Origin of the sequence: Parabacteroides sp. CT06 (genome assembly GCF_002257605.1) — a bacterium.
GTDB classification, from domain to species: domain Bacteria; phylum Bacteroidota; class Bacteroidia; order Bacteroidales; family Tannerellaceae; genus Parabacteroides; species Parabacteroides distasonis.
Window position 1 is genome coordinate 1,183,384 of sequence record NZ_CP022754.1, and the last position, 19,303, is coordinate 1,202,686.

Annotated in this window: 15 protein-coding genes and 1 tRNA gene; 11 read left to right on the plus strand and 5 right to left on the minus strand. The window is 45.4% G+C overall.

All coding sequences use genetic code 11. From position 1 onward, the window contains the following. Positions 1 to 5: 5 nt before the first annotated feature. The 3 genes from CI960_RS05195 to CI960_RS05205 are packed head-to-tail and all read right to left on the minus strand — an operon-like array spanning position 6 to position 3,121. A complete protein-coding gene (locus CI960_RS05195) occupies positions 6 to 1,031 on the minus strand; it encodes an efflux RND transporter periplasmic adaptor subunit (RefSeq protein ID WP_009276611.1) in 1,026 nt (341 codons plus the stop codon). Positions 1,032 to 1,084: 53 nt separating this feature from the next. Then, entirely contained in the window at positions 1,085 to 2,476 is a 1,392-nt protein-coding gene (locus CI960_RS05200) for a TolC family protein (RefSeq protein WP_008780850.1), read from the minus strand. 42 nt (positions 2,477 to 2,518) lie between these two features. Beyond that, the gene (locus CI960_RS05205) at positions 2,519 to 3,121 is read right to left on the minus strand and encodes a TetR/AcrR family transcriptional regulator (protein WP_005861978.1); all 603 of its coding nucleotides are present in this window, start codon (positions 3,119 to 3,121) and stop codon (positions 2,519 to 2,521) included. A gap of 311 nt (positions 3,122 to 3,432) precedes the next feature. On the opposite strand from CI960_RS05205, the gene CI960_RS05210 reads away from it, so the two are divergent. Next, positions 3,433 to 4,338, plus strand: a complete 906-nt coding sequence (locus tag CI960_RS05210) for an AraC family transcriptional regulator (RefSeq protein WP_005861981.1) — start codon at positions 3,433 to 3,435, stop codon at positions 4,336 to 4,338. On the opposite strand, the gene CI960_RS05215 is transcribed toward CI960_RS05210, so the two are convergent. Beyond that, on the minus strand, positions 4,333 to 4,869 hold the full coding sequence (locus tag CI960_RS05215; protein WP_005861983.1) for an HdeD family acid-resistance protein: 537 nt from the start codon (positions 4,867 to 4,869) through the stop codon (positions 4,333 to 4,335). The two genes, CI960_RS05210 and CI960_RS05215, sit on opposite strands and share 6 nt — an antisense overlap. Before the next feature lie 184 nt (positions 4,870 to 5,053). Here CI960_RS05215 and CI960_RS05220 point away from each other — a divergent pair, with 184 nt between their 5' ends. The 8 genes from CI960_RS05220 (at position 5,054) to CI960_RS05255 (ending at position 16,055) form a co-directional block, all read left to right on the plus strand. After that, positions 5,054 to 6,142 (plus strand): acyltransferase, encoded by a 1,089-nt coding sequence (locus tag CI960_RS05220; RefSeq protein ID WP_005861985.1) that lies wholly within the window; start codon positions 5,054 to 5,056, stop codon positions 6,140 to 6,142. Between the two features lie 113 nt (positions 6,143 to 6,255). After that, the gene (locus CI960_RS05225; RefSeq protein ID WP_005861987.1) at positions 6,256 to 7,275 is read left to right on the plus strand and encodes a L,D-transpeptidase; all 1,020 of its coding nucleotides are present in this window, start codon (positions 6,256 to 6,258) and stop codon (positions 7,273 to 7,275) included. 34 nt (positions 7,276 to 7,309) lie between these two features. Beyond that, complete coding sequence (locus CI960_RS05230; RefSeq protein WP_005861989.1) at positions 7,310 to 8,050, plus strand: murein L,D-transpeptidase catalytic domain family protein; 741 nt, start codon at positions 7,310 to 7,312, stop codon at positions 8,048 to 8,050. Between the two features lie 59 nt (positions 8,051 to 8,109). Further along, positions 8,110 to 8,184, plus strand: a tRNA-Pro gene (locus tag CI960_RS05235). A gap of 505 nt (positions 8,185 to 8,689) precedes the next feature. Further along, positions 8,690 to 10,024 carry a TolC family protein gene (locus tag CI960_RS05240; protein ID WP_005861991.1) on the plus strand — a complete coding sequence of 445 codons (1,335 nt, stop codon included), beginning with the start codon at positions 8,690 to 8,692 and terminating at the stop codon, positions 10,022 to 10,024. Positions 10,025 to 10,071: 47 nt separating this feature from the next. Beyond that, positions 10,072 to 11,322: an efflux RND transporter periplasmic adaptor subunit gene (locus tag CI960_RS05245; RefSeq protein WP_005861993.1), complete on the plus strand. Its 1,251-nt coding sequence runs from the start codon at positions 10,072 to 10,074 to the stop codon at positions 11,320 to 11,322. A gap of 12 nt (positions 11,323 to 11,334) precedes the next feature. Beyond that, on the plus strand, positions 11,335 to 13,710 hold the full coding sequence (locus CI960_RS05250; RefSeq protein WP_005861996.1) for an ABC transporter permease: 2,376 nt from the start codon (positions 11,335 to 11,337) through the stop codon (positions 13,708 to 13,710). 17 nt (positions 13,711 to 13,727) lie between these two features. After that, on the plus strand, positions 13,728 to 16,055 hold the full coding sequence (locus CI960_RS05255; protein WP_005861998.1) for an ABC transporter permease: 2,328 nt from the start codon (positions 13,728 to 13,730) through the stop codon (positions 16,053 to 16,055). A gap of 109 nt (positions 16,056 to 16,164) precedes the next feature. Here CI960_RS05255 and CI960_RS05260 read toward each other — a convergent pair whose 3' ends face one another. After that, positions 16,165 to 17,214, minus strand: coding sequence for a linear amide C-N hydrolase (locus tag CI960_RS05260; RefSeq protein WP_005862000.1), 1,050 nt, complete (start codon positions 17,212 to 17,214; stop codon positions 16,165 to 16,167). Between the two features lie 215 nt (positions 17,215 to 17,429). On the opposite strand from CI960_RS05260, the gene CI960_RS05265 reads away from it, so the two are divergent. Then, positions 17,430 to 18,455, plus strand: coding sequence for a DUF362 domain-containing protein (locus tag CI960_RS05265; protein WP_005862002.1), 1,026 nt, complete (start codon positions 17,430 to 17,432; stop codon positions 18,453 to 18,455). A gap of 119 nt (positions 18,456 to 18,574) precedes the next feature. Continuing rightward, complete coding sequence (locus CI960_RS05270; protein ID WP_005862004.1) at positions 18,575 to 19,177, plus strand: riboflavin synthase; 603 nt, start codon at positions 18,575 to 18,577, stop codon at positions 19,175 to 19,177. The last annotated feature ends 126 nt before the right edge of the window (positions 19,178 to 19,303 follow it).

Below are 19,303 nucleotides of genomic sequence, written 5' to 3' on the forward strand. Positions count from 1 at the left end.
GTCTGTTATTCGTTTTCGATTTCAACTTCCATACCGTTCGTCAGGCGGCTTTGCCCGGTGATAACCACTTGGTCGCCATCCTCCACTCCGGATATGATCTCATATTTATCACCCATACGGCGTCCTAGCTCCACCTTCTGGTAGGATACCTTGCCGTCTTTGCATACATAGATATACCGGTCGCCGGCGCCTGATTGTTTTACGATAGAGCGATCCGGGGCCACCACGTGATCCATATGGCCGAAACTCATCGTCACCCGGGCGAACATACCCGGTCGCACTCGCTCATCCGAGTTGGCGATCTTGATCTCCACAGGGAACGTGCGGGTAGCGGGATCGATCGTCGGATAAACCAAGTTGACTTTACCCTTGAAAACCTCGTCTCCGTACACATCCAGCCGGATATCTACCTCATGGCCTTTCTTCACTTTCGTAAAAAGACTCTCGGAGACATTCACCATTAATTTGACCGGACGGATTTCCTCCACTGTGTAGATTGGGTTTCCGCCGCTGTACATATCGCCGCTATCGTAGTTGCGGGCAGTTACGATTCCGCTGATCGGGCTTAGCAATTGGGTGTTCTCCACCAAGTTTTTATACGTCTCTCGAGCCACTTCCAAGGAAGTCTTTTGGGCATCCCAAGCGGATTTGGAAGCACCGCCTACCTTATACAACTCGTCGATACGTTTGAACTCGATCTCTTGGTTATCCAATTGTATCTTCGCTTGCTTTAGGCTGGTAGCGTCCATCTTGGCTAATAACTGCCCGGCTTTTACATGGTCGCCTACCTCGGCGAAGATTTTCTCGATACGGAATGGGGTTTGGGGAGCGATATTATTTTTGATATTCGCTTCCACCGTAGCGGTAAATTCACTGAGTTGCTCCACGTCTTGAACAGAGACCGTCTCCACTTTCACCTTTACTTTCTCATTCTGTGTTTCCGTGGCTTCCTCACTCTTATTACCCGAGCAAGACATCAGCAGGGCCAATGTAGCTATCGGTATTACTTTCAGCATTTGACTTGTCTTCATATAATTGTTCCTAATTATTATCTATTAAACTTTCAATTTTTAATTTTCAATTTTCAATTCATCTGTTCGTTACCCAATACTTTCTCCAGATCCGCCTTCGCTACCATATAGTCGTAGATAGATTGGTTGAAGTTCAACCGAGCCTGCGTCAAGGCAAGTTCGGCATCGTTCATCTCCAGCCATGTACCGGCTCCGGTGTCATACCGTTTTTGCGAGATCATATATCCCCGTTCCGCTTGCTCGACTCCCTTTTGGGCGGCGTCGAACTTCTTGATACAGGTATTCATATTATCTATGTACTGTTTAACGGCCAACTGTAAATTGCGCTTGGTATCGTCCCGTTGCAGGTTTAATTGGTCGATGGAGACTTTCGTCTGCTTTACCTTATAAAATTTACTACCTCCGGAGAAGATAGGAACCGATAACGTGATACCGATCATCGAATAGGGGTTCCATCTGTAATTCTTGAACTTGAAGTCATTGTTCATGGCGCTCCATTGATATAGACCGGTCAGCGACAAGGTCGGCAGATAATCGAATTTCTGCATGACCAGCGTCTTTTTCAGCTGTTCCGCCTGAAGGTCTAATTGTTTCAAGTCCGTATTCTCGGATAAGGTTGTATCCGTGGATAGATAGTCGGCGAAGAGGCTGGACTTGAAATCCGTCAGTTGTCCGTCGCAATCGATATTTAAATCCAGATCCATGCCCAATAACGCTTTTAACTGCCATTTAGCCAAGGTAAGGGAGTTCTCTGCCTGCAACAGATTAGGCTCTGTATTCTTTACCGTCACATCGGCACGTATCAAGTCGTATTCAGCTACGGTTCCCTGTTCATACTTCCGTTTGATATCCAGATAATTCTCCATGGCATTGTCGTAACTTTGCTTGAATACCCGGTAAGAGTCGCTTGCCAGAAGGACGGCGTAAAAGCTCTTTTTCACTTGGTTCACCATCGCTATTTTAGAAGAGCGAGCTTGCTCCACCGCCAATTCCACGTCTAAGGCCGAGATACTCAAGCTTTTCCATAAGGAGGCGTTCACCAGTGGCATGGAAGCGTTGAAGCCCAAGCTCCAGTTGTTGCTACGTCCTACCTCGAAGCCCTCGTCCATACTCGACATGTCCGTGCCTTCGGGCAAGCTGCCGCCTCCCATGTCACCCATGTCGAAATCCATATACATCACCTGTTTCTTCAAGGTACGGTTGTAGTCCCCCGCAAAACTGATCTGCGGAAATAGAGAAGCGTACGAGCCTTTACGTGCGTACTTTTTCTTCTGTATTTCTTTATCGGCAACTTTTACGGTCGGGTTCTCGCTAAGGGCGATCTCTAGCGCTTTTCCAAGATCCAGTTTCAGGGTGTCTTGAGCCAGAACCGGTCTCGCCGCCAGAAAAGGCAATACCATAAATGTGACCAACATCATTTTTCTACTCATCAATAATCGTTTCATTTAGGATAGATTTTGTCTGTGATTAAACTCATTAAGTGTTCGCTATAAATCATAGGATTGTTTGAGATCGAATCGGTCTAGGATCGCTCTTCCCTTCTCGGTACTGATCCCTTTCAGGAATGTGAGGAGGATCGTGTTGTATACCTCGGTGATGGAATGCTTGCAGAAGACATTGGAAGGCCGCAACATCTTCGTCTGCTCTTTCACCAGTAAGGCCATGATCTCGAAGTTGATCCCCTCTTGGAACACGCCCTCTTTAACGCCCCGTGTGAACAAGTCCATACACCTCTTACCCATTCTCGCTTTATTCATCTCTATTTTTTGTTGGGCTTTCGGATATTTCTTCAAGTCCTCGTAAAACTTCTCGTTGAACCATCTCGGGTTTTTCATCATCTCCTCATAGAAGAGCAGGATTACTTCCAAGGCATTGAAAGGTTCTTTTTCCAATCCTGTCAGATATTGTCCGAGCGATTCGGTATTGTGATCGATCCCCTCGATCAGCAAGGTTTCCTTGTCCTCGAACGACTCGTAAAGTGTACGCTTGGAGATGCCAGCCGCTTTCGCTACATCATCCATACTCACACTCTTGATGCCATATTGAGAAAAAAGATCGAACGCCGTATTAATAATCTGTTCTTTTATCATATTCTTTTTTGTTACGTCAAAAGTAGCCGGGGCAATCCCTGTATACAAGTAAAAAGCGCTGACTCGTCCGTTGGAATCGACCAATGACCGGATATTCCCGTCGAATCTATTCGCAAAGGTCTGATATATTTAGAAAACCAGAAAGGTTTATACTGTTACGGTATTGGTATGGAATGAAACAGGATATTGTCAAAAATTCTTGTTATTCGTTCAATTTTGGATGAAAATTGGTTAAAAACGAAATAGTGGGTGGTCTTTGGCTTTTTATTTCTATCTTTGTCCGAGGTGATAATAAAAATCTACAGATAGATATGAAAAATTTACCTTTAATTGAAGTCACTGAGTTAATCAAGGGAATTGAGTCCAGCGACAACTTTCAAGATGATTTATCGATAGCGGATCTGAACGGAGATTTGATTAATTACGAGGAAAAAAGGCTGGAGCATTCCACCCCGATGCGTTTAAATGCCTTGTTGATGATCTTGGTACAGGAAGGTACTGCTGATATTTCGGTAGACTATATTCCATATAAGATAGAGAAGAATACGTTTATAACCTTGATGCCGACTCATATCATACAGGTATCGAAAGTGAGCAAAGATTTGAGAGGGCGTTTGTTGATCGTGTCCAGATCTTTTCTGGATGGATATACTACCCCGGCAGGGAAAAAGAACTCTATGGTGCATTATATGCAGATCCGTAAGAATCCATGTGCTGCGATGAGTGCCGAGGAGACTGAGCATATATCCGGCCAATTCTCCATCTTACGGGAAAAGATGAAGCTGCGTACCCATTTTTTCCAGAAGGAGGCTCTCCAAAACGCCTTAGTCGGTTTCTTTATCGAGTTGGCTAATATCTTTATGGGTAAGAAGGAGCTGATGACGGCACCTACACTCTCCCGGAAGGAGGAGCTTTTCGAGCAGTTCCTGCAATTGCTTTTCGAGCATTGCAAGGAGCAGCACGTCGTTACTTTCTATGCCGAGAAATTATTTATTACCCCACAGTATCTTTCGCTTATCTTGAAAGAGCTAACGGGTAAATCAGCGAATAAATGGATTGACGACGCCTTGATCGTCGAGGCCAAGATGCTGTTGAAGGCCCCGCAAGCCACGGTTCAGCAAGTAGCGGATATACTCCACTTCTCCGATCAATCCACTTTCGGTAAGTTTTTCAAGAAGCATATGGGTATATCACCCATGGAATACCGGAAATCATAATCCGGTATTTTCTATACGCTTGCGGAACTTATACCAGTTGATCAACTCACAAGCCCCGTAGAAAATGCTGGCTACACCGAAGATTACGAATGTATTTGCCGCCGCCCCGAACGGGTAGGCAAGAATCATTACTCCGGTTATCAAGATCAAAGCCGGCATCAGGTAGAACCCCAACGGTACATTGCTCCATTTCCTTGCGGATATCAATGAAACCAATTGCTGTACACCGGCAATTACCAATAAGGCTCCGAGTAAGTACATTAATATATTCACGAAGAACTCGGGCATGATCACCAACCACGCTCCGAACAGTATGCTTCCCGCTGCCTCGATAGGAAACATCGGTTTCTCCCCGTTCTCGTTCTTCGGTCGGGTGAAATAGCTGAGGATAGCGAATAATCCCGGTAAAATGAATAGTATACCGATCGTGATAACCAGATAGGTTATGGCTGCTTCCGGCCATAATACCAAAACAAACCCTAATACCATCGCGAATGCGCTACGTAAAACCGCGCCATTAATAGATCTCATATGTTTTTATTTTAGATTTCACTTATAATATGACAAAGGTATATATTCTTTCCGACTTTTTTTACCTTTGTGCGCCATAAAGCAGTATCAGGAAAAACATCGAAATATATCCCTCTTGAATGCATGCTTCGCGTAAAAAGACAAACTTGAAATCATCTAACGAATAATAATACTAAAACAAAAAATGAAGCGTATAGTTTTTTTGGATTACGTGCGTGTGTTTGCGTGCTTCCTTGTCATGGTTGTCCACGCCAGTGAAAACTTTTATGGAGCTGAGGGCTCCACGGATATGGTGGGACCGCAATCTTATCTGGCCAATGAGGCTGATCGGTTGTGGGTAGCCGTATACGATGGTTTCTCACGCATGGCGGTGCCATTGTTTATAATTGTCTCCGCCTTTCTTCTTGCGCCGATGAAGGCAGGGCTGACCTCTTGGCAATTCTACCGTCAGCGTTGTATTCGCATCTTACCGCCGTTTTTCATATTTATGATACTATACAGCACTTTACCCTTGCTGTGGGGGCAGATAGATGCCGAGACATCATTGAAAGATATATCGAGAATATTCTTGAACTTTCCTTCACAGGCCGGACATTTGTGGTTCATGTACCCTTTGATCAGCCTCTATTTATTTATACCCGTAATATCGCCATGGTTGAATAAAGCCACGGCGAAAGAAGAGCGTTTTTTCATCGGCTTGTTTCTGTTGTCGACCTGTATGCCCTATCTCAATCGTTGCTTCGGCGAGGTGTGGGGACAATGTTTTTGGAACGAATACCATATACTGTGGTACTTCTCCGGTTATTTAGGATACCTCGTACTGGCACATTATATACATGTCCATCTTACATGGAACCGTTCTAAACGTCTGGTTATCGGAATCGCCTCGATGGTCGTCGGTGCCTTGCTGACGATTTATTCCTTCTATGTCCAAGCGATACCCGGAGTAACTCTTGTCACACCTGAGATAGAGATCGGATGGGCTTTCTGTACGATTAACTGTGTGCTTCTTACGGCGGGTACGTTCCTCGCTTTTACTTGCATAGGCAATTCGAAATCTCCACGACTCATAACAGAGATGTCTAAACTCAGCTACGGTATGTACCTTATGCATATATTTTGGCTCGGATTGTGGGTAACGGTGTTTAAGCACGACTTAGCCTTGCCTACTGTCGCCGCCATACCATGCATTGCGGTAAGTACATTTATCTGCTGTTATGTGACGACAAAGATTATCTCATTAATACCGGGCAGTAAATGGATTATAGGATGAATATAGGATAGCTCTGTCATTTGGCGCGGTTACTTTGTAAACAAGATGATAAGATTACCTGTTATTTGGAAAAAATCGTATATTTACGATATTCAAATAAATCCCGGGTAATAATGATGACGAGAACAGTTTTTATACTTTTGATATCGAGCCTTTGTACGCTAAGTTATTGTACGCCGAGGACCGAGCCTGCTCAAACCGAGGTCTTAACTCCTGTGGATTCTATATCGAAGGATTCCGCTGTGATCATGGAGACTTTGCCTCCCCATATCGAAATAGAGAAAGAGCTGCTTTACGATAAGCATACTTTAGAAGATACTTACCTCTATAAAGATACGACACGGGAGTTCCAGTGGGAGAAAATGAAAGAAAGATTATCCTTATTGGAGTCGATCCAAAGGGAGCCGTCTCAATGGGCGATCTTGCAGAACTATAAAAACAGGAATGGAGAGGCTCCTCTTGTAAAAGTCTTCAAGAGAGATGCCTATAAGAGGGTTTCCGATACGCTTGGTGTAGAACGCTATCAATCCGTCCCGCTTTATTTGCTGACTGATACCGTGATTCCCGAGATCTATGGACGTGACGGTAGCTTGGTTCGTATCAAGGCGATGGATGAGGATTCTAAATTCGCTCGTATACAAACCGTGTATGATGGGGAGGAGGAGTGGTATGCTCCGAAGAAATATATCAAGCAAATAGGGGATACGGTAGTCTTCGATAAGGCGATCTTCGTGGATCGTCATAACCAGAATATCGCGACCTTGGAGCACGTCGGCTCGAAATGGTTGGTTCGTAGCATGAACCCTGCGACTACCGGACAGCATCGTCCTCCTTATGCGCAGGAAACCCCGTTGGGAATGTATGTTCTCCAAGAAAAAAAGTCTCGCATGATCTATTTGGTAGACGGTTCCAAGGAGACTGGCGGATTCGCTCCTTATGCCAACCGTTTTACGAATGGGGCGTATATCCATGGCGTACCGGTCAACGCTCCTCGTAAATCGTTGATCGAATATAGTCCTTCGTTGGGAACGACACCCCGGTCTCATATGTGTGTGAGAAACGCGACTTCGCATGCGCAATTTGTTTACGATTGGGCGCCTGTTAATGAGACGATTGTTTTTGTATTAGAATAAAAATCATAACTTTGCGGCGTTATTGTTTTTTAGTATGCGAAGGATTTTCTTGTATTTGTTTTTTATTGTCTTGTCTGTAGGTTCAATTTCAACCGGTGGCGTTTTGCGTGCCCTATCTCCGGAAACGGGATCAACGTCTGTGGCGGTTATGGGGCGCCAATTATATGAGGAGATGCGATTGGATCAATGGGTTTGTTTCGATGCGTTTATGCAGGGGCTTAGAGGTTCCGAGAAGATTGATCGGAAAAATAAGGATATCCTTACATTGATCGATTTCTCTAAACCTTCTACGGCGGAGCGTATGGTTGTATTGGATATACGGCAAAAGAGAATACTTTACACCTCTTTGGTTTCTCACGGTAAGAATAGCGGAGGGAATTATGCGACCTCTTTCTCGAACGAGAACGGTTCTCATAAAAGCTCTTTAGGATTTTATCTGACGGAAAATACGTACCAAGGTCGGAATGGCTATTCGCTTATCCTAAATGGATTGGAAAAAGGAATAAATGATTTGGCTAAGCAAAGGGCGATTGTAATTCATGGCGCCTCTTATTCCGATCCTTCTGTGGCAGCTTCCTCGGGTCGGTTAGGACGTAGCTTTGGTTGCCCTGCGTTGCCTGTATCTGTCAGTAAGCCAATTATTAATACGATAAAGAATGGAACCCTTTTATTTATTTACGCCAACGATAAGAACTATCTGACGCAAAGTTCCATTCTATCCACTCAACAAGAAAATGATATTTTTCATGAAAAAAGTTACCGAAAAGTTTTGTAGTTTAAAATAAAGGCGTACCTTTGCACCGCAATCAGAGATAAACACTATGAATTGCAAAACGGGGTGTAGCGCAGTCCGGTTAGCGCACCTGCTTTGGGAGCAGGGGGTCCCAAGTTCGAATCTTGGTACCCCGACTTAGAAAAAGGGAAATGGTTGGTATTCAACTGTTTCTCTTTTTTTGTGTCCTACCCTTAAATCTAAAGGATAGTCAACGATTGTAATCAAAACAATTGTTCGTATCTTCAAGTAAAAAAAATTCTTCTTACTATATACAAATATAATTACTATCTCATCTATTTCCTGATTATCGCTGTGGAATGTATAGACCACGGCGTGATCTGTATATTCCACGCCTTGATCTGTACAGACCACGTCGTGGTTTGTAGAATTATACAGTATGCGCATAAGAATTCATAGGCTATCGAGCAAGAATTCATATAGGAGTAGAGCGTTTTTTACTTAGGGAGAAGAGGAGACGCTCTTACGTGTCAAAGTGGGAATAGTGTCAAACAATTAGACAGCGTTGTCAAAATATTGGACAGTTCTAAAAGAATAGCTTTTTGTTATCTGATTGTTGTTTAGTTGTTTATGTGTTTTGGCACGTTCTTTGCTATTATTTAGGTAGAAAATAATAGAGCAATGAAACAAATATTACTTACAACAGTTCTTTCTCTCAGTTTCGCTACCGCGACGGTGGCCCAAGAGAAACTTTGGACTTTGGATGAATGTATGCGCTATGCCGTGGAAAACAGCCCATCGGTTAAAAAGCAAGTTTATACATCAGATACGTATAAGGCGGAACGGAATGCCGCCGTAGCTTCTTTTTTCCCGGCGGCATCGGCTAAGGTCGGAGCGCAATATAGTTTTGGCCGTTCGATCGACCCTGCGACCAATACCTATGAGAATACTTCTACGTTTAATAATAACTATGGCCTCGACGCTTCTATTCCTATTTTTACGGGCGGACAGCTGATCAATCAATGGTTGATGGCAAAATCCAATCGCCGTATGGGAGTTAATGACATACAGAAAGCGAAAGATGATTTAGCGATGAAAACCATGCAGGCTTATATGGATGTGGTGTATTATAAAGGAACGATTCGTATGGCGGCCGAGAAATTGGAGGAGAGTAACCGTACCTTATATAAGACTCGCCGGCAAGAAGAGCTGGGTTTGAAAGGGAAAGCGGATGTAGCTCAATTCGAGGCTCAAGTAGCGGCCGATGATTATACATTGACCCACCAGCAGAATCTTTTCAATACCGCCTTGCTTACTTTGAGGGAATGTATGAATTATCCATCTGATTTAGAACTGGAGGTGGATACTTTATTACCGGATATCAATTATGTCCCGGAAGTAGAGAATGTGGCGGAGATTTTCGCCTATGCGTCCGGGAATAACCCTACCGCCTTGCAAGCCGAGTATCAATTAACGCAAAGTAAATACCAATATCGTATTTATAAAGGAAAGTTGCTGCCGAGCATTTATTTGAATGCCGGAATCTCTACGAGTTATTTCGAGAACCTGAAGTCTGATAATGCCCCGGAAGGTTTCAAGGATCAGTTTAAAAATAACCGTGGTGAATATGTATCTTTTAGCCTTAGCTTTCCCTTGTTCGATGGTTTGAGCAGACTAACGAACGCTCGTCGTTACCGTAACAATATGCGGATCGCACGGGAGACAAGGACAGAGGTCTTTCGCCAGTTGCAGACAGCGGTAGAGCAATCGGTCTTGGATCGTGAGGGATACGCTAAAGAGGCCATACAGATGGATAAGAAGGTGAAATCGGATGAGTTGGCTTATCGTGTTACCCTACGGAAGTACGAGGAAGGCCTGATGAGCACGCTGGATGTACAGACAAGTGCGAATACGCTGTTGGAGTCCAAGGCCAATCTGCTTCAAAAGCGATTGATGTACTTATTGAAAAGCAAGCTGGTGGATTATTATAAGGGCAAGCCTCTTATCAATGAATAAGAATTGAGAACATAGAATTTAGATGATAATAAAAAATATAGAATACGATGGATATACAATTAGAGAAAAAGAAAGGTCTTCAGAAGAAGCATATTCCTTATGTAGCGGGTGGCGTGTTGTTCGTTATCTTGTTGGGATGGATTATCTTTGGTGATCATGCTTCTACGTTGAAAGTGGATGCGAGAGGGATTAGCATCGGTAATGTGACCCGTGAGCAATTCAATGACTTCTTTCGTATGGATGGTCAGGTGCAACCTATCACGGTCGTGCAGCTTAGCCCCGAGGAGGGCGGTATCGTACAGGAGAAAGTCGTGGAAGAGGGTGCCCAAGTGAAGAAAGGCGATATCATTGTTCGTCTGAGCAACTCAAATCTAGATTTGCAGATCTTGAACGCTGAGGCCGAGTTGGCGGAGAAGCAGAACTTCCTTCGTAATACGCAGGTTACCATGGAGCAGGATAAGCTGACCAATCAGATGGAGAAACTTCAATACGATATGGACATGAACCGGGCCCGCCGCTCGTTCAACCAACAAGAGCAGTTGTATAAAGAGAACTTGATCGCCAAGGAGGATTATCTGAAAGCGAAGGAGGACTTCGAGTTAGCCTCTCAAAAGCACGCCTTGATTACCGAGCGCTTGCGCCAAGACTCTATCTCCCGCACGATCCAGATGGATGAGATGGAGGCCAGCTTGGCGAACATGCGGAAGAATATCCTGTTGATCCGCGAACGTAAGGAAAACTTGAATGTCCGTTCCCAGATCGACGGTGAGTTGGGACTGTTGGATGTCGTATTGGGGCAAAGCATCAATCCCGGACAAAAGATCGGCCAGATTAACGACCTTTCCGATTATAAGATAGAGGCCATGATCGACGAGCATTATATAGACCGCGTGAAACCGGGCTTAAGCGCCGCTTTCGAGCGTCAAGGCTCGTCTTTCGACTTAACGGTGCGCAAAGTTTATCCCGAGGTTCGTGATGGTAAGTTCCGTACGGATTTCGTTTTCACGGGTGAGCGTCCGGATAATATCCGTAGTGGACAGACCTACTATATCAACTTGGAGCTGGGGCAACCTACCGAGAGTATCATTATCCCGAAGGGAACTTTCTTCCAGAGCACGGGCGGAAGCTGGATATTTGTTCTTGATCCGGATGGAAAGAAAGCTTACAGGCGTTCTATCAAGATCGGCCGTCAGAACCCGCAATATTATGAGGTTCTTGAAGGTCTGGAAGCCGGTGAGAAGGTGATTGTGTCCAGTTATGAGAGTTATAAGGATAATGAAGTGCTGGTGCTGGAATAAAATCGATATAATATGAAAAACATACTAATCGCCATTCGTTCCATTTTTAAGAAAGGGCGGCATAACGTGATGAAAATCGTATCGTTGGGAATCGGCTTAGCGGTAGGCTTGGTATTGATCGCTAAAGTCTATTTCGAACAATCGTATGATGATTTTTATCCGGATAGAGACCGGGTCTATCAAGTCTGGGCGAAATACCAGCAAAAAGGAGGGGAGTTGAAGGATTATCCGCAAACAAGCGGTGGCATCGCTCCAACTATGCAACAACAGATACCCGAGATCGAGACCGTCACCCGATACACGAGTTTTGGAGACTGGACCTTTACGATGACCGACACCAAGATGAAATACTCCGGTCGTTGTATCATAGCGGATAGTTGTTTCTTTGATATTCTTCCTCGTCCTATGTTGATCGGAAATGCGAAAGAGGTTCTTTCCACCCCGATGTACGTGTTGATATCAAGTCGTATAGCGAAAAATATCGGAGGCGATGTTATCGGGAAAAACTTCACGGTAGACAATTCGCCGGGACGTACTATGACTATTGGTGGCGTTTTTGAGGAAGTTCCGGAAAATTCTCATTCCCGTTACGATGTAATTGTTTCCATGGCTTCGGCGGGTCGGTTCATGTGGGAGGGTTCGCCTACTAATATGTTGGGAAACGATCGTTACATAAGCTATGTGAAGTTGCACAAGGGGGTGAATCCTTTAGCTTTGGAGGAACAGGTGCGTACGTTTGTGAATTCTTATTTCCCTCCGGAGGAACAGCAAAAGGTCGGGTTAAGCATTGATTTCTCATTTCATAAGCTAGATAATCTACACAAGGAGTTGCCGCAAGTCAAGCGAATGACGTGGATACTTTCCTTACTGGCCTTCGCTTTGATCTTTACGGCGGTGATGAACTATATCTTGATCGTGATATCCTCTATCGTAAATCGCTCGAAGGAGGTGGCTGTCCATAAATGTTATGGGGCAAGCGAGAATAATATTCATGGTATGATGTTTGGTGAGGCGTTGGTACATATAGTGCTTTCACTGATCTTGGCCTTATTGTTGATCCTTGCGTTTAGAGGTACGGTAGAGGAGTTGTTGGCGACTTCGTTAGATTCCTTGCTCTTGTCTAATGGTAGCTTGGTCTTGCTAGGGATATGTATCTTGGTGTTTTTCGTATCTGGTTTTATGCCGGGATCATTATACGCCCGGATTCCGGTGGCCTCCGCTTTCCGTAATTACCGGGAGAATAAGCGTATCTGGAAGAAAGCCTTGTTGCTTGTCCAGTTTGTTGCTACGGGCTTTTTGGTGACGATGCTTGTTTTCGTTGCCCGTCAATATACGTTTATGGTGAATGATCGTCCGGGATATGCCTATGAGAACCTTGCCTACTGCGGGTTAGCTGGCGTGGACTCTACCTCTCGTGCCAAGATTCTGGATGAGGTGATGCGGCTTCCGGGAGTCGCTGCGGCTACCACCGTTTATCAATTGCCTTTCGAGCATGCTTCCGGTAATAATATTCTTTTACCGGGCGGGACTCAAGAGCTTTTTAATATCGCCGATCTCTATTGGGTAGGCAACGGATATCTGGACATGATGGAGATTCCCGTGATCCAAGGCCGCTCGTTCACGGAGAATGTGACCAACTCGAGAGAGGTGATGGTAGACCGCCGTTTCGTGGAGAAGATGAAATTGGTAGCGGGCTGGACGGATGATGTTGTTGGGAAGGATATTTGCGTCACCGAGCATAGCAAATGGAATGAGGAGCCATTCACGATTTGCGGCGTGTATGAGAATATCCGTCTGGGAGGAATCTCGAACCAAGATATGCGGCCCTCCGTATTATTCTATGCGCATAAGCCCATGTACACCTTGCAGGTGAAGTTCCATGAGCTGACCAACGATAATATGGCTCGTTTACAGCAGAAGATATCCGAGACATTTCCGGATCGTGAACTGAGCGCTATCTCTTTCCGTTCCGAGATCATGGATCTATATAAGGACTCCCGCCAATTCCGTGATTCCGTGATGATCGGAGGTCTGGTCACGCTTCTTGTTACGTTGATAGGACTTATAGGCTATACGAATGATGAGGTGAGCCGTCGTCGTAAGGAGATCGCCGTCCGCCGGGTGAATGGGGCTACCTTATGGGATATATTGAGGTTGTTCATAAAGGATATCGGATATATCTGTATCTATGCGGTCATATTAGGCGGTGGCATAGCATACTTTGTCTTGCAAAAGTGGCAAGAGCAATTCACGGAGAAAGTACCTTTGTCATGGTACATATTCTTGGGTTGCGGCGTATGTGTCTTATTGATTATATATTCCGTGGTTTGTCTGGATGCCCGCAAGACGGCTAATGATAATCCGGTGAACTGCTTGAAATCTGAGTAATTGAAAATTTATAATTCATGAATAATTTATTGAACTTTAAGTCCTTTTTCAAGTTCCTCGGAAGGAATAAGGCTTATACGCTGATAGACGTGTTTGGTCTGTCTGTATCGTTGATGTTTGTGTTATTGATAGCGGTCTATACGGTACAGGAGATGTCTACAGATAAATTCCATACCAAGGCGGATCGTATCTATCTGGTCGGGAATGAAAATTGGATGGCCACCGGAGCCGCCATTCCTTATAAGATAAAGGAACGCTATCCGGAGGTAGAAAAAGTTTGTCCGGTAGTGGCGGGTAATTCGAGTGATATAGTTGTAGTTTCCGGTGATCGGAAACTGAAGGCAAACGTGATGTTCGCAGACTCTACGTTCTTCGATTTCTTTGATTTCCGGTTGCTACAAGGCACTCGTGAGCAAGCGTTGGCCGCCGGGAACTATGCGGTGGTCTCCTCTTCGTTCGCCCGTAAGATGTTCGGAACGGATGATCCGATGGGACGGAAGTTGGTGGTGGGCGATACCATATCGGCTACTATAAACGGGGTGGTGGAGGATTTACTTCATTCCTCTATTCCCGAAGCCGATGTGATCGTGCGTTGGGAGCAGGTTCGGTATTTGAACTGGTCGTTGGCTCCGGATCAATTGGGGAATGCCGGAAGTACATCGGCTTTTGTCTTGGTGCGTGAGGGTAGTGATTTCCCTTCTCGTGCGGAGGATATGGCCCATTGGTTCAAGGAATTTTATTGGCCGTATCAATATGGGACGGCAAAAGAGGTACGCATATTGCCGCTTAGTGAGCAGTATTTTGCGAAAGCCGCTTCTTACTCTTCTTTGCGAAAGGGAGATTGGCGTTTCGTGATCGTGCTGATGTCCGTAGGTCTTCTTATCTTGATTTTTGCGGTTATCAATTATATTAACTTGACGGTTGCCCAAGCGGGTTTCAGGGCGAAGGAGATGGCTACCCGGCGCCTTTTGGGATCTTCACGGGGTGAGTTATTCATGCGTTTGATGCTGGAGTCCACTTTACTTACGTTTATTTCTTTGATTATCGGGGTTCTCCTTGCGCTGGCGGTCGTGCCGTTTGTCAATGATTTATTGCAGACACGTGTCGATATGAATGTATTGGGTAGACCTGTCTGGCTATTGGCTCTGGTTTCATTAACGGTTGCCGTGGGAGTTTTATCCGGCTTACTGCCTGCTATCATTATTTCTTCTTCTAAACCGATCGAGGTGGTAAGGGGTACGTTCCGGGCTAAGACGAAAATGGTATTCAGTAAGTTCTTTATCGTATTCCAGAATGTGATCACGATCACGATGATCGCCGCCTCTATCACGATGGTTTGTCAGATCGTTCATATGATCAACGCTCCTGTCGGATATAAAACGAAGAATTTATTGGCTATGCGGTCGGTGGATGAAAGGCAGTTATCCGCTTTTGTCGGTGAGTTGAAAGGTTTGTCATGCGTAGATAGGGTCGGGAAGACTCAAGGATTGCCTTTATTCGGTAGTAATAATTGGACTGCTACTTATCAGGGGCAAAATATATCTTTTCAGCAATTCGTTATGGATAAGGAGTGTTACGATATGCTGGGATTGGAGATTTTGCGTGATAACCATTTAACGACAGAGGGCTGGTTCCTAAACGAGCAAGCGATGCGTGAGATGAACTTATCGGAGGATGCGGCCTCTTTTATGCTGGACAGGCAAGAAAGACCGATAGCGATAGCGGGTATCGTCCGGGATTTCTATTGCTTTGGAAATGTGACGACAGGGATGAACCCTGTCATGTTCCGTTTCTTGAAAGATAATGAAGATCCTTGGATGATCTTGATCGAGACACAAGGTGATCCTTTCGCCGCAAAGGAGGCTATCGGTAAAGTATATGAGAAAGTGACCGGACTTGAGTTTGAGGCTTACTTCATGGATGAGCGTTTACAAAACTCATTCGACTCGCAAATCCGTTTGGCAAAGATCGTAATCGTATTCTCGATAATCGCCATCCTTATTTCTTTGCTAGGCTTATTGGCGATGTCCACTTATTTTATCCAACAGCGTTCGCAGGAGGTATCCGTACGAAAGGTATTTGGTTCCAGCAATCGGGAGATATTGGTTAAGCTCGTATTCACGTTCTTGAATTATGTGCTGATCGCTTTCGTGATCGCCATACCTATTATTATGTACTTTATGAAAGATTGGCTGTCTGATTATTCATATCGTATTAGTTTAAGTCCGCTGATATTTATCGCTGCCGGCTTATTCTGCCTCGTGATCTCGTTTGTCTCTGTCTTTTTCCAGAGCTACCGGGCTGCCACGTCGAATCCGGTGGATAGCTTTAGGCATAGGCTTTAATTGTTAAGCATATCATAAAAGGTAATAACGCTTGTTTAAAAATAAGGGGGGAGTAAATACCGACTTTTGATACCTCCCCTTATTTATTCTTGTCTGTTTTTCTAGCCCTTCAGATCCCGAACAAGAACGGTAACGGCTTGCTGTCCTTGAAATCTTTGGCGGTGTTTCCGGCGTAAATCTCGCCGTTTGTGAGCGTTAGTTTCTTGATAGGTGTACCTGCCTTGAAGTCCAAGCTCTTGAAATCGACCCAAAAGATATCCGGGCTTAAAGTAGACTCGAAGTAATATACCTTATTCTTCTGGTCGGCTACCGTACGCCAGCGGGTAGAGGAGATATTCGGTTGATCCGGGGTCGTGATTCCCAGAGGTACCGATACGTTACGCATTACGCTGAATACCCCGGCTACCGCTTCCCGGAAATTACTTGTCTGCGGGATGGCGTGGATATAGAAAGAGGCACGCACGAAACGATCGGAAGCCCGGTTCGTACCCGGCAACATGACCAAGCCACCTATCTGTTGCCAGTAGTCGTTTAAGGTTAGTTGCTTATCGTATGTAGGGGAATTCGTCATGACTTGGCATTCCCGTCCCTCATGGATAACCAAGTTCCCATTTAGGTACTCGAAGATAGCGCTATTCCCTGATGCGTCCGAGATCGAGAGATGCAAGGTTGATTTCGCCCCGTTCGGAAGATCCGGATCGTCGATGCGGAAGACCTCCTTGCTTAACTCGGCAACCGCCTCATCTACCGTGGCGAAATTATCGAGTACATACTGCGTCCAGATGCTAAGCCCCATAACCGGGCGGTTATCGTCCGGTCGGAAATAAGATGACTCGGTGAGGAACAATAGGTTGGCTACAAGTCCCTTCTCGTTCATGCCGTCGCACGTACCGATATCATACCCGGCGGTCACCACGCTTCCGTATTTCGAGGTCCATTGGATGGTATTATCGGATATCGCTCCCCTTCTCTGTACGCCCCGGGGGAAGAGATACAGGTTGGATTGCGGGTCCTCTTTCCAATCCATGGTACGTCCGGTTACGACCATATCGTCCGGCCCGAGGTAAACGGCCCTTGTACACGCCTCGCTTCCCATAGGGTTCATGAACATGAACAAGCCGGCGAAAAGAGAGGCCAGTGTTAAATTCTTTGATTTCATAAGATCTATATTATTAGGATAATCTATTTATGAAACAAGTGGCTTTAAGGAATGTTTTAGAATGATATACGGGATACGGAGCCGTGTGAACAACCCCCATTTCGTTTTTAGGCTTTCAAAATTCGTTTTGTTCGTAAAGGAGTCTTATTTTTCAAGTTTTTAAAGAACTTCGCGTATCGATTAAATAAGAAACATATGAATTTAAATTCTATATCATGACAGCAAAACAAAAAATGTCACGCCGTAACTTCATACGGAGTTCGGTCGTTATGGGTGGCGCATGGATGGTGGCAGGTTCTATACCTGTAGAGAGTATCGCAGGCGAAGTGAGGCCGGAGATTGCGAAAAGCGAATCCTCTGCCGGAGTTTCGAAGGTATATATGTTGAAAGATATCACTCCTCAGAACATGATCCGTCTCTACGACGCCTTGGGACGGAAGGCCAAGGGGAAAGTGGCGGTGAAGCTCTCTACCGGAGAGCCGGGAGGCCATAACTTCCTGCAACCTACACTTATCAAAGACTTGGTAAAGAAAGTAAACGGTACGATCGTGGAATGTAACACGGCTTACGGAGGCGGACGCGCGGATACCGACAGCCATTTGAAAGCCGCCGCCGATCATGGCTTCACGGCCATCGCTAAGGTGGATATCATGGATGCCGACGGCGAGGTGGCTCTTCCGGTTCAAGGCGGTAAACACCTGAAAGAGGATTTCGTAGGCTCCCATTATCTGGATTATGATTTTACGGTCGTCCTTTCCCATTTCAAGGGACATGCCATGGGCGGTTTCGGGGGAGCGCTGAAAAATATCTCTATCGGTATAGCCTCATCCGCCGGAAAGGCTTGGATACATACGGCGGGTAAGACGAAAACCGACTTGTGGAACAACCTTCCCGAACAGGATCATTTCTTGGAATCAATGGCCGAGGCGGCTAAGGCCGTGACTACCCATTGTGGCGAAAATATACTTTATATCAGCGTAATGAATCGACTCTCCGTAGATTGCGATTGCGATTCGAACCCGGAAGAGCCGAAAATGGCGGATATCGGTATGCTAGCCTCACTCGATCCCGTGGCCTTGGATAAGGCTTGCGTAGATCTGGTTTACGCCTCGCCGGACCCTGGCCGTGTCCACTTGATCGAGCGCATGGAATCCCGCCATGGCATCCATATCGTCGAGCATGCGGAGGCGTTGGGTATGGGAAGCCAGCGGTATGATTTGGTCTCCTTGGACGATAAATAATATCGTAAATTAAAAACATTTAATAACTTCCTTTTTATCGGGCTTATTACCTCAAAGGCGTTATCTTTGCCCATGAATAAATAACAGTTTTGGGAGTACAAACTAAAAACGATTTGATTATGTTCTCAGGTATTGTAGAAGAAGCGGCTCAGGTAGTAGCCCTCCAATCCGATAAAGGAAACCTTCATCTGACGATGAAGTGCTCATTCGTGAATGAGCTGAAAATAGATCAGAGCGTGGCTCACAACGGCGTTTGCCTTACGGTGGTAAGCATGACGGAAGATACGTATACGGTTACCGCTATCAAGGAGACCTTGGAACGTTCGAACCTCGGGAACCTGAAAGTGGGCGATAAGGTGAACTTGGAGCGTAGCATGTTGATGAACGGCCGTCTGGACGGGCATATCGTACAGGGGCACGTGGACCAGACTGCCGTTTGTGCGGAGGTGAAGGAGGCGGACGGCAGCTGGTACTATACGTTCGAGTACGCTTTTGATAAGGAGATGGCCCGGCAGGGGTATATGACCGTGGAGAAAGGCTCCGTTTGCGTGAACGGCGTCAGTCTGACGGTATGCAACTCCCAGCAAAACAGTTTCCAAGTCGCTATCATCCCTTATACGCACGATAACACGAACTTTTGCCAGATCGAGAAAGGTACGGTAGTGAACCTAGAGTTCGATATTGTCGGGAAGTATATCAGCAAGATGATGCAGTTTAAATAAGGTTCGAAGAATTTCCTATCCATAAAAGGCTTTAGCGGTATCTGATGATCCCGGCTAGAGCCTTTTCTATCTACGGACAATCTTAATTCCGTGCGTGTACGATTAAAAACGTTTTAAGTAAATTTT

Coding starts and splice junctions, on each gene's coding strand:
- CI960_RS05195 (WP_009276611.1), bottom strand. CDS start 1,031: ATGAAGACAAGTCAAATGCTGAAAGTAATACCGATAGCTACATTGGCC.
- CI960_RS05250 (WP_005861996.1), top strand. CDS start 11,335: ATGAAAAACATACTAATCGCCATTCGTTCCATTTTTAAGAAAGGGCGG.
- CI960_RS05260 (WP_005862000.1), bottom strand. CDS start 17,214: ATGAAATCAAAGAATTTAACACTGGCCTCTCTTTTCGCCGGCTTGTTC.
- CI960_RS05265 (WP_005862002.1), top strand. CDS start 17,430: ATGACAGCAAAACAAAAAATGTCACGCCGTAACTTCATACGGAGTTCG.
- CI960_RS05205 (WP_005861978.1), bottom strand. CDS start 3,121: ATGATAAAAGAACAGATTATTAATACGGCGTTCGATCTTTTTTCTCAA.
- CI960_RS05225 (WP_005861987.1), top strand. CDS start 6,256: ATGATGACGAGAACAGTTTTTATACTTTTGATATCGAGCCTTTGTACG.
- CI960_RS05210 (WP_005861981.1), top strand. CDS start 3,433: ATGAAAAATTTACCTTTAATTGAAGTCACTGAGTTAATCAAGGGAATT.
- CI960_RS05215 (WP_005861983.1), bottom strand. CDS start 4,869: ATGAGATCTATTAATGGCGCGGTTTTACGTAGCGCATTCGCGATGGTA.
- CI960_RS05240 (WP_005861991.1), top strand. CDS start 8,690: ATGAAACAAATATTACTTACAACAGTTCTTTCTCTCAGTTTCGCTACC.
- CI960_RS05255 (WP_005861998.1), top strand. CDS start 13,728: ATGAATAATTTATTGAACTTTAAGTCCTTTTTCAAGTTCCTCGGAAGG.
- CI960_RS05220 (WP_005861985.1), top strand. CDS start 5,054: ATGAAGCGTATAGTTTTTTTGGATTACGTGCGTGTGTTTGCGTGCTTC.
- CI960_RS05230 (WP_005861989.1), top strand. CDS start 7,310: ATGCGAAGGATTTTCTTGTATTTGTTTTTTATTGTCTTGTCTGTAGGT.
- CI960_RS05270 (WP_005862004.1), top strand. CDS start 18,575: ATGTTCTCAGGTATTGTAGAAGAAGCGGCTCAGGTAGTAGCCCTCCAA.
- CI960_RS05200 (WP_008780850.1), bottom strand. CDS start 2,476: ATGAAACGATTATTGATGAGTAGAAAAATGATGTTGGTCACATTTATG.
- CI960_RS05245 (WP_005861993.1), top strand. CDS start 10,072: ATGGATATACAATTAGAGAAAAAGAAAGGTCTTCAGAAGAAGCATATT.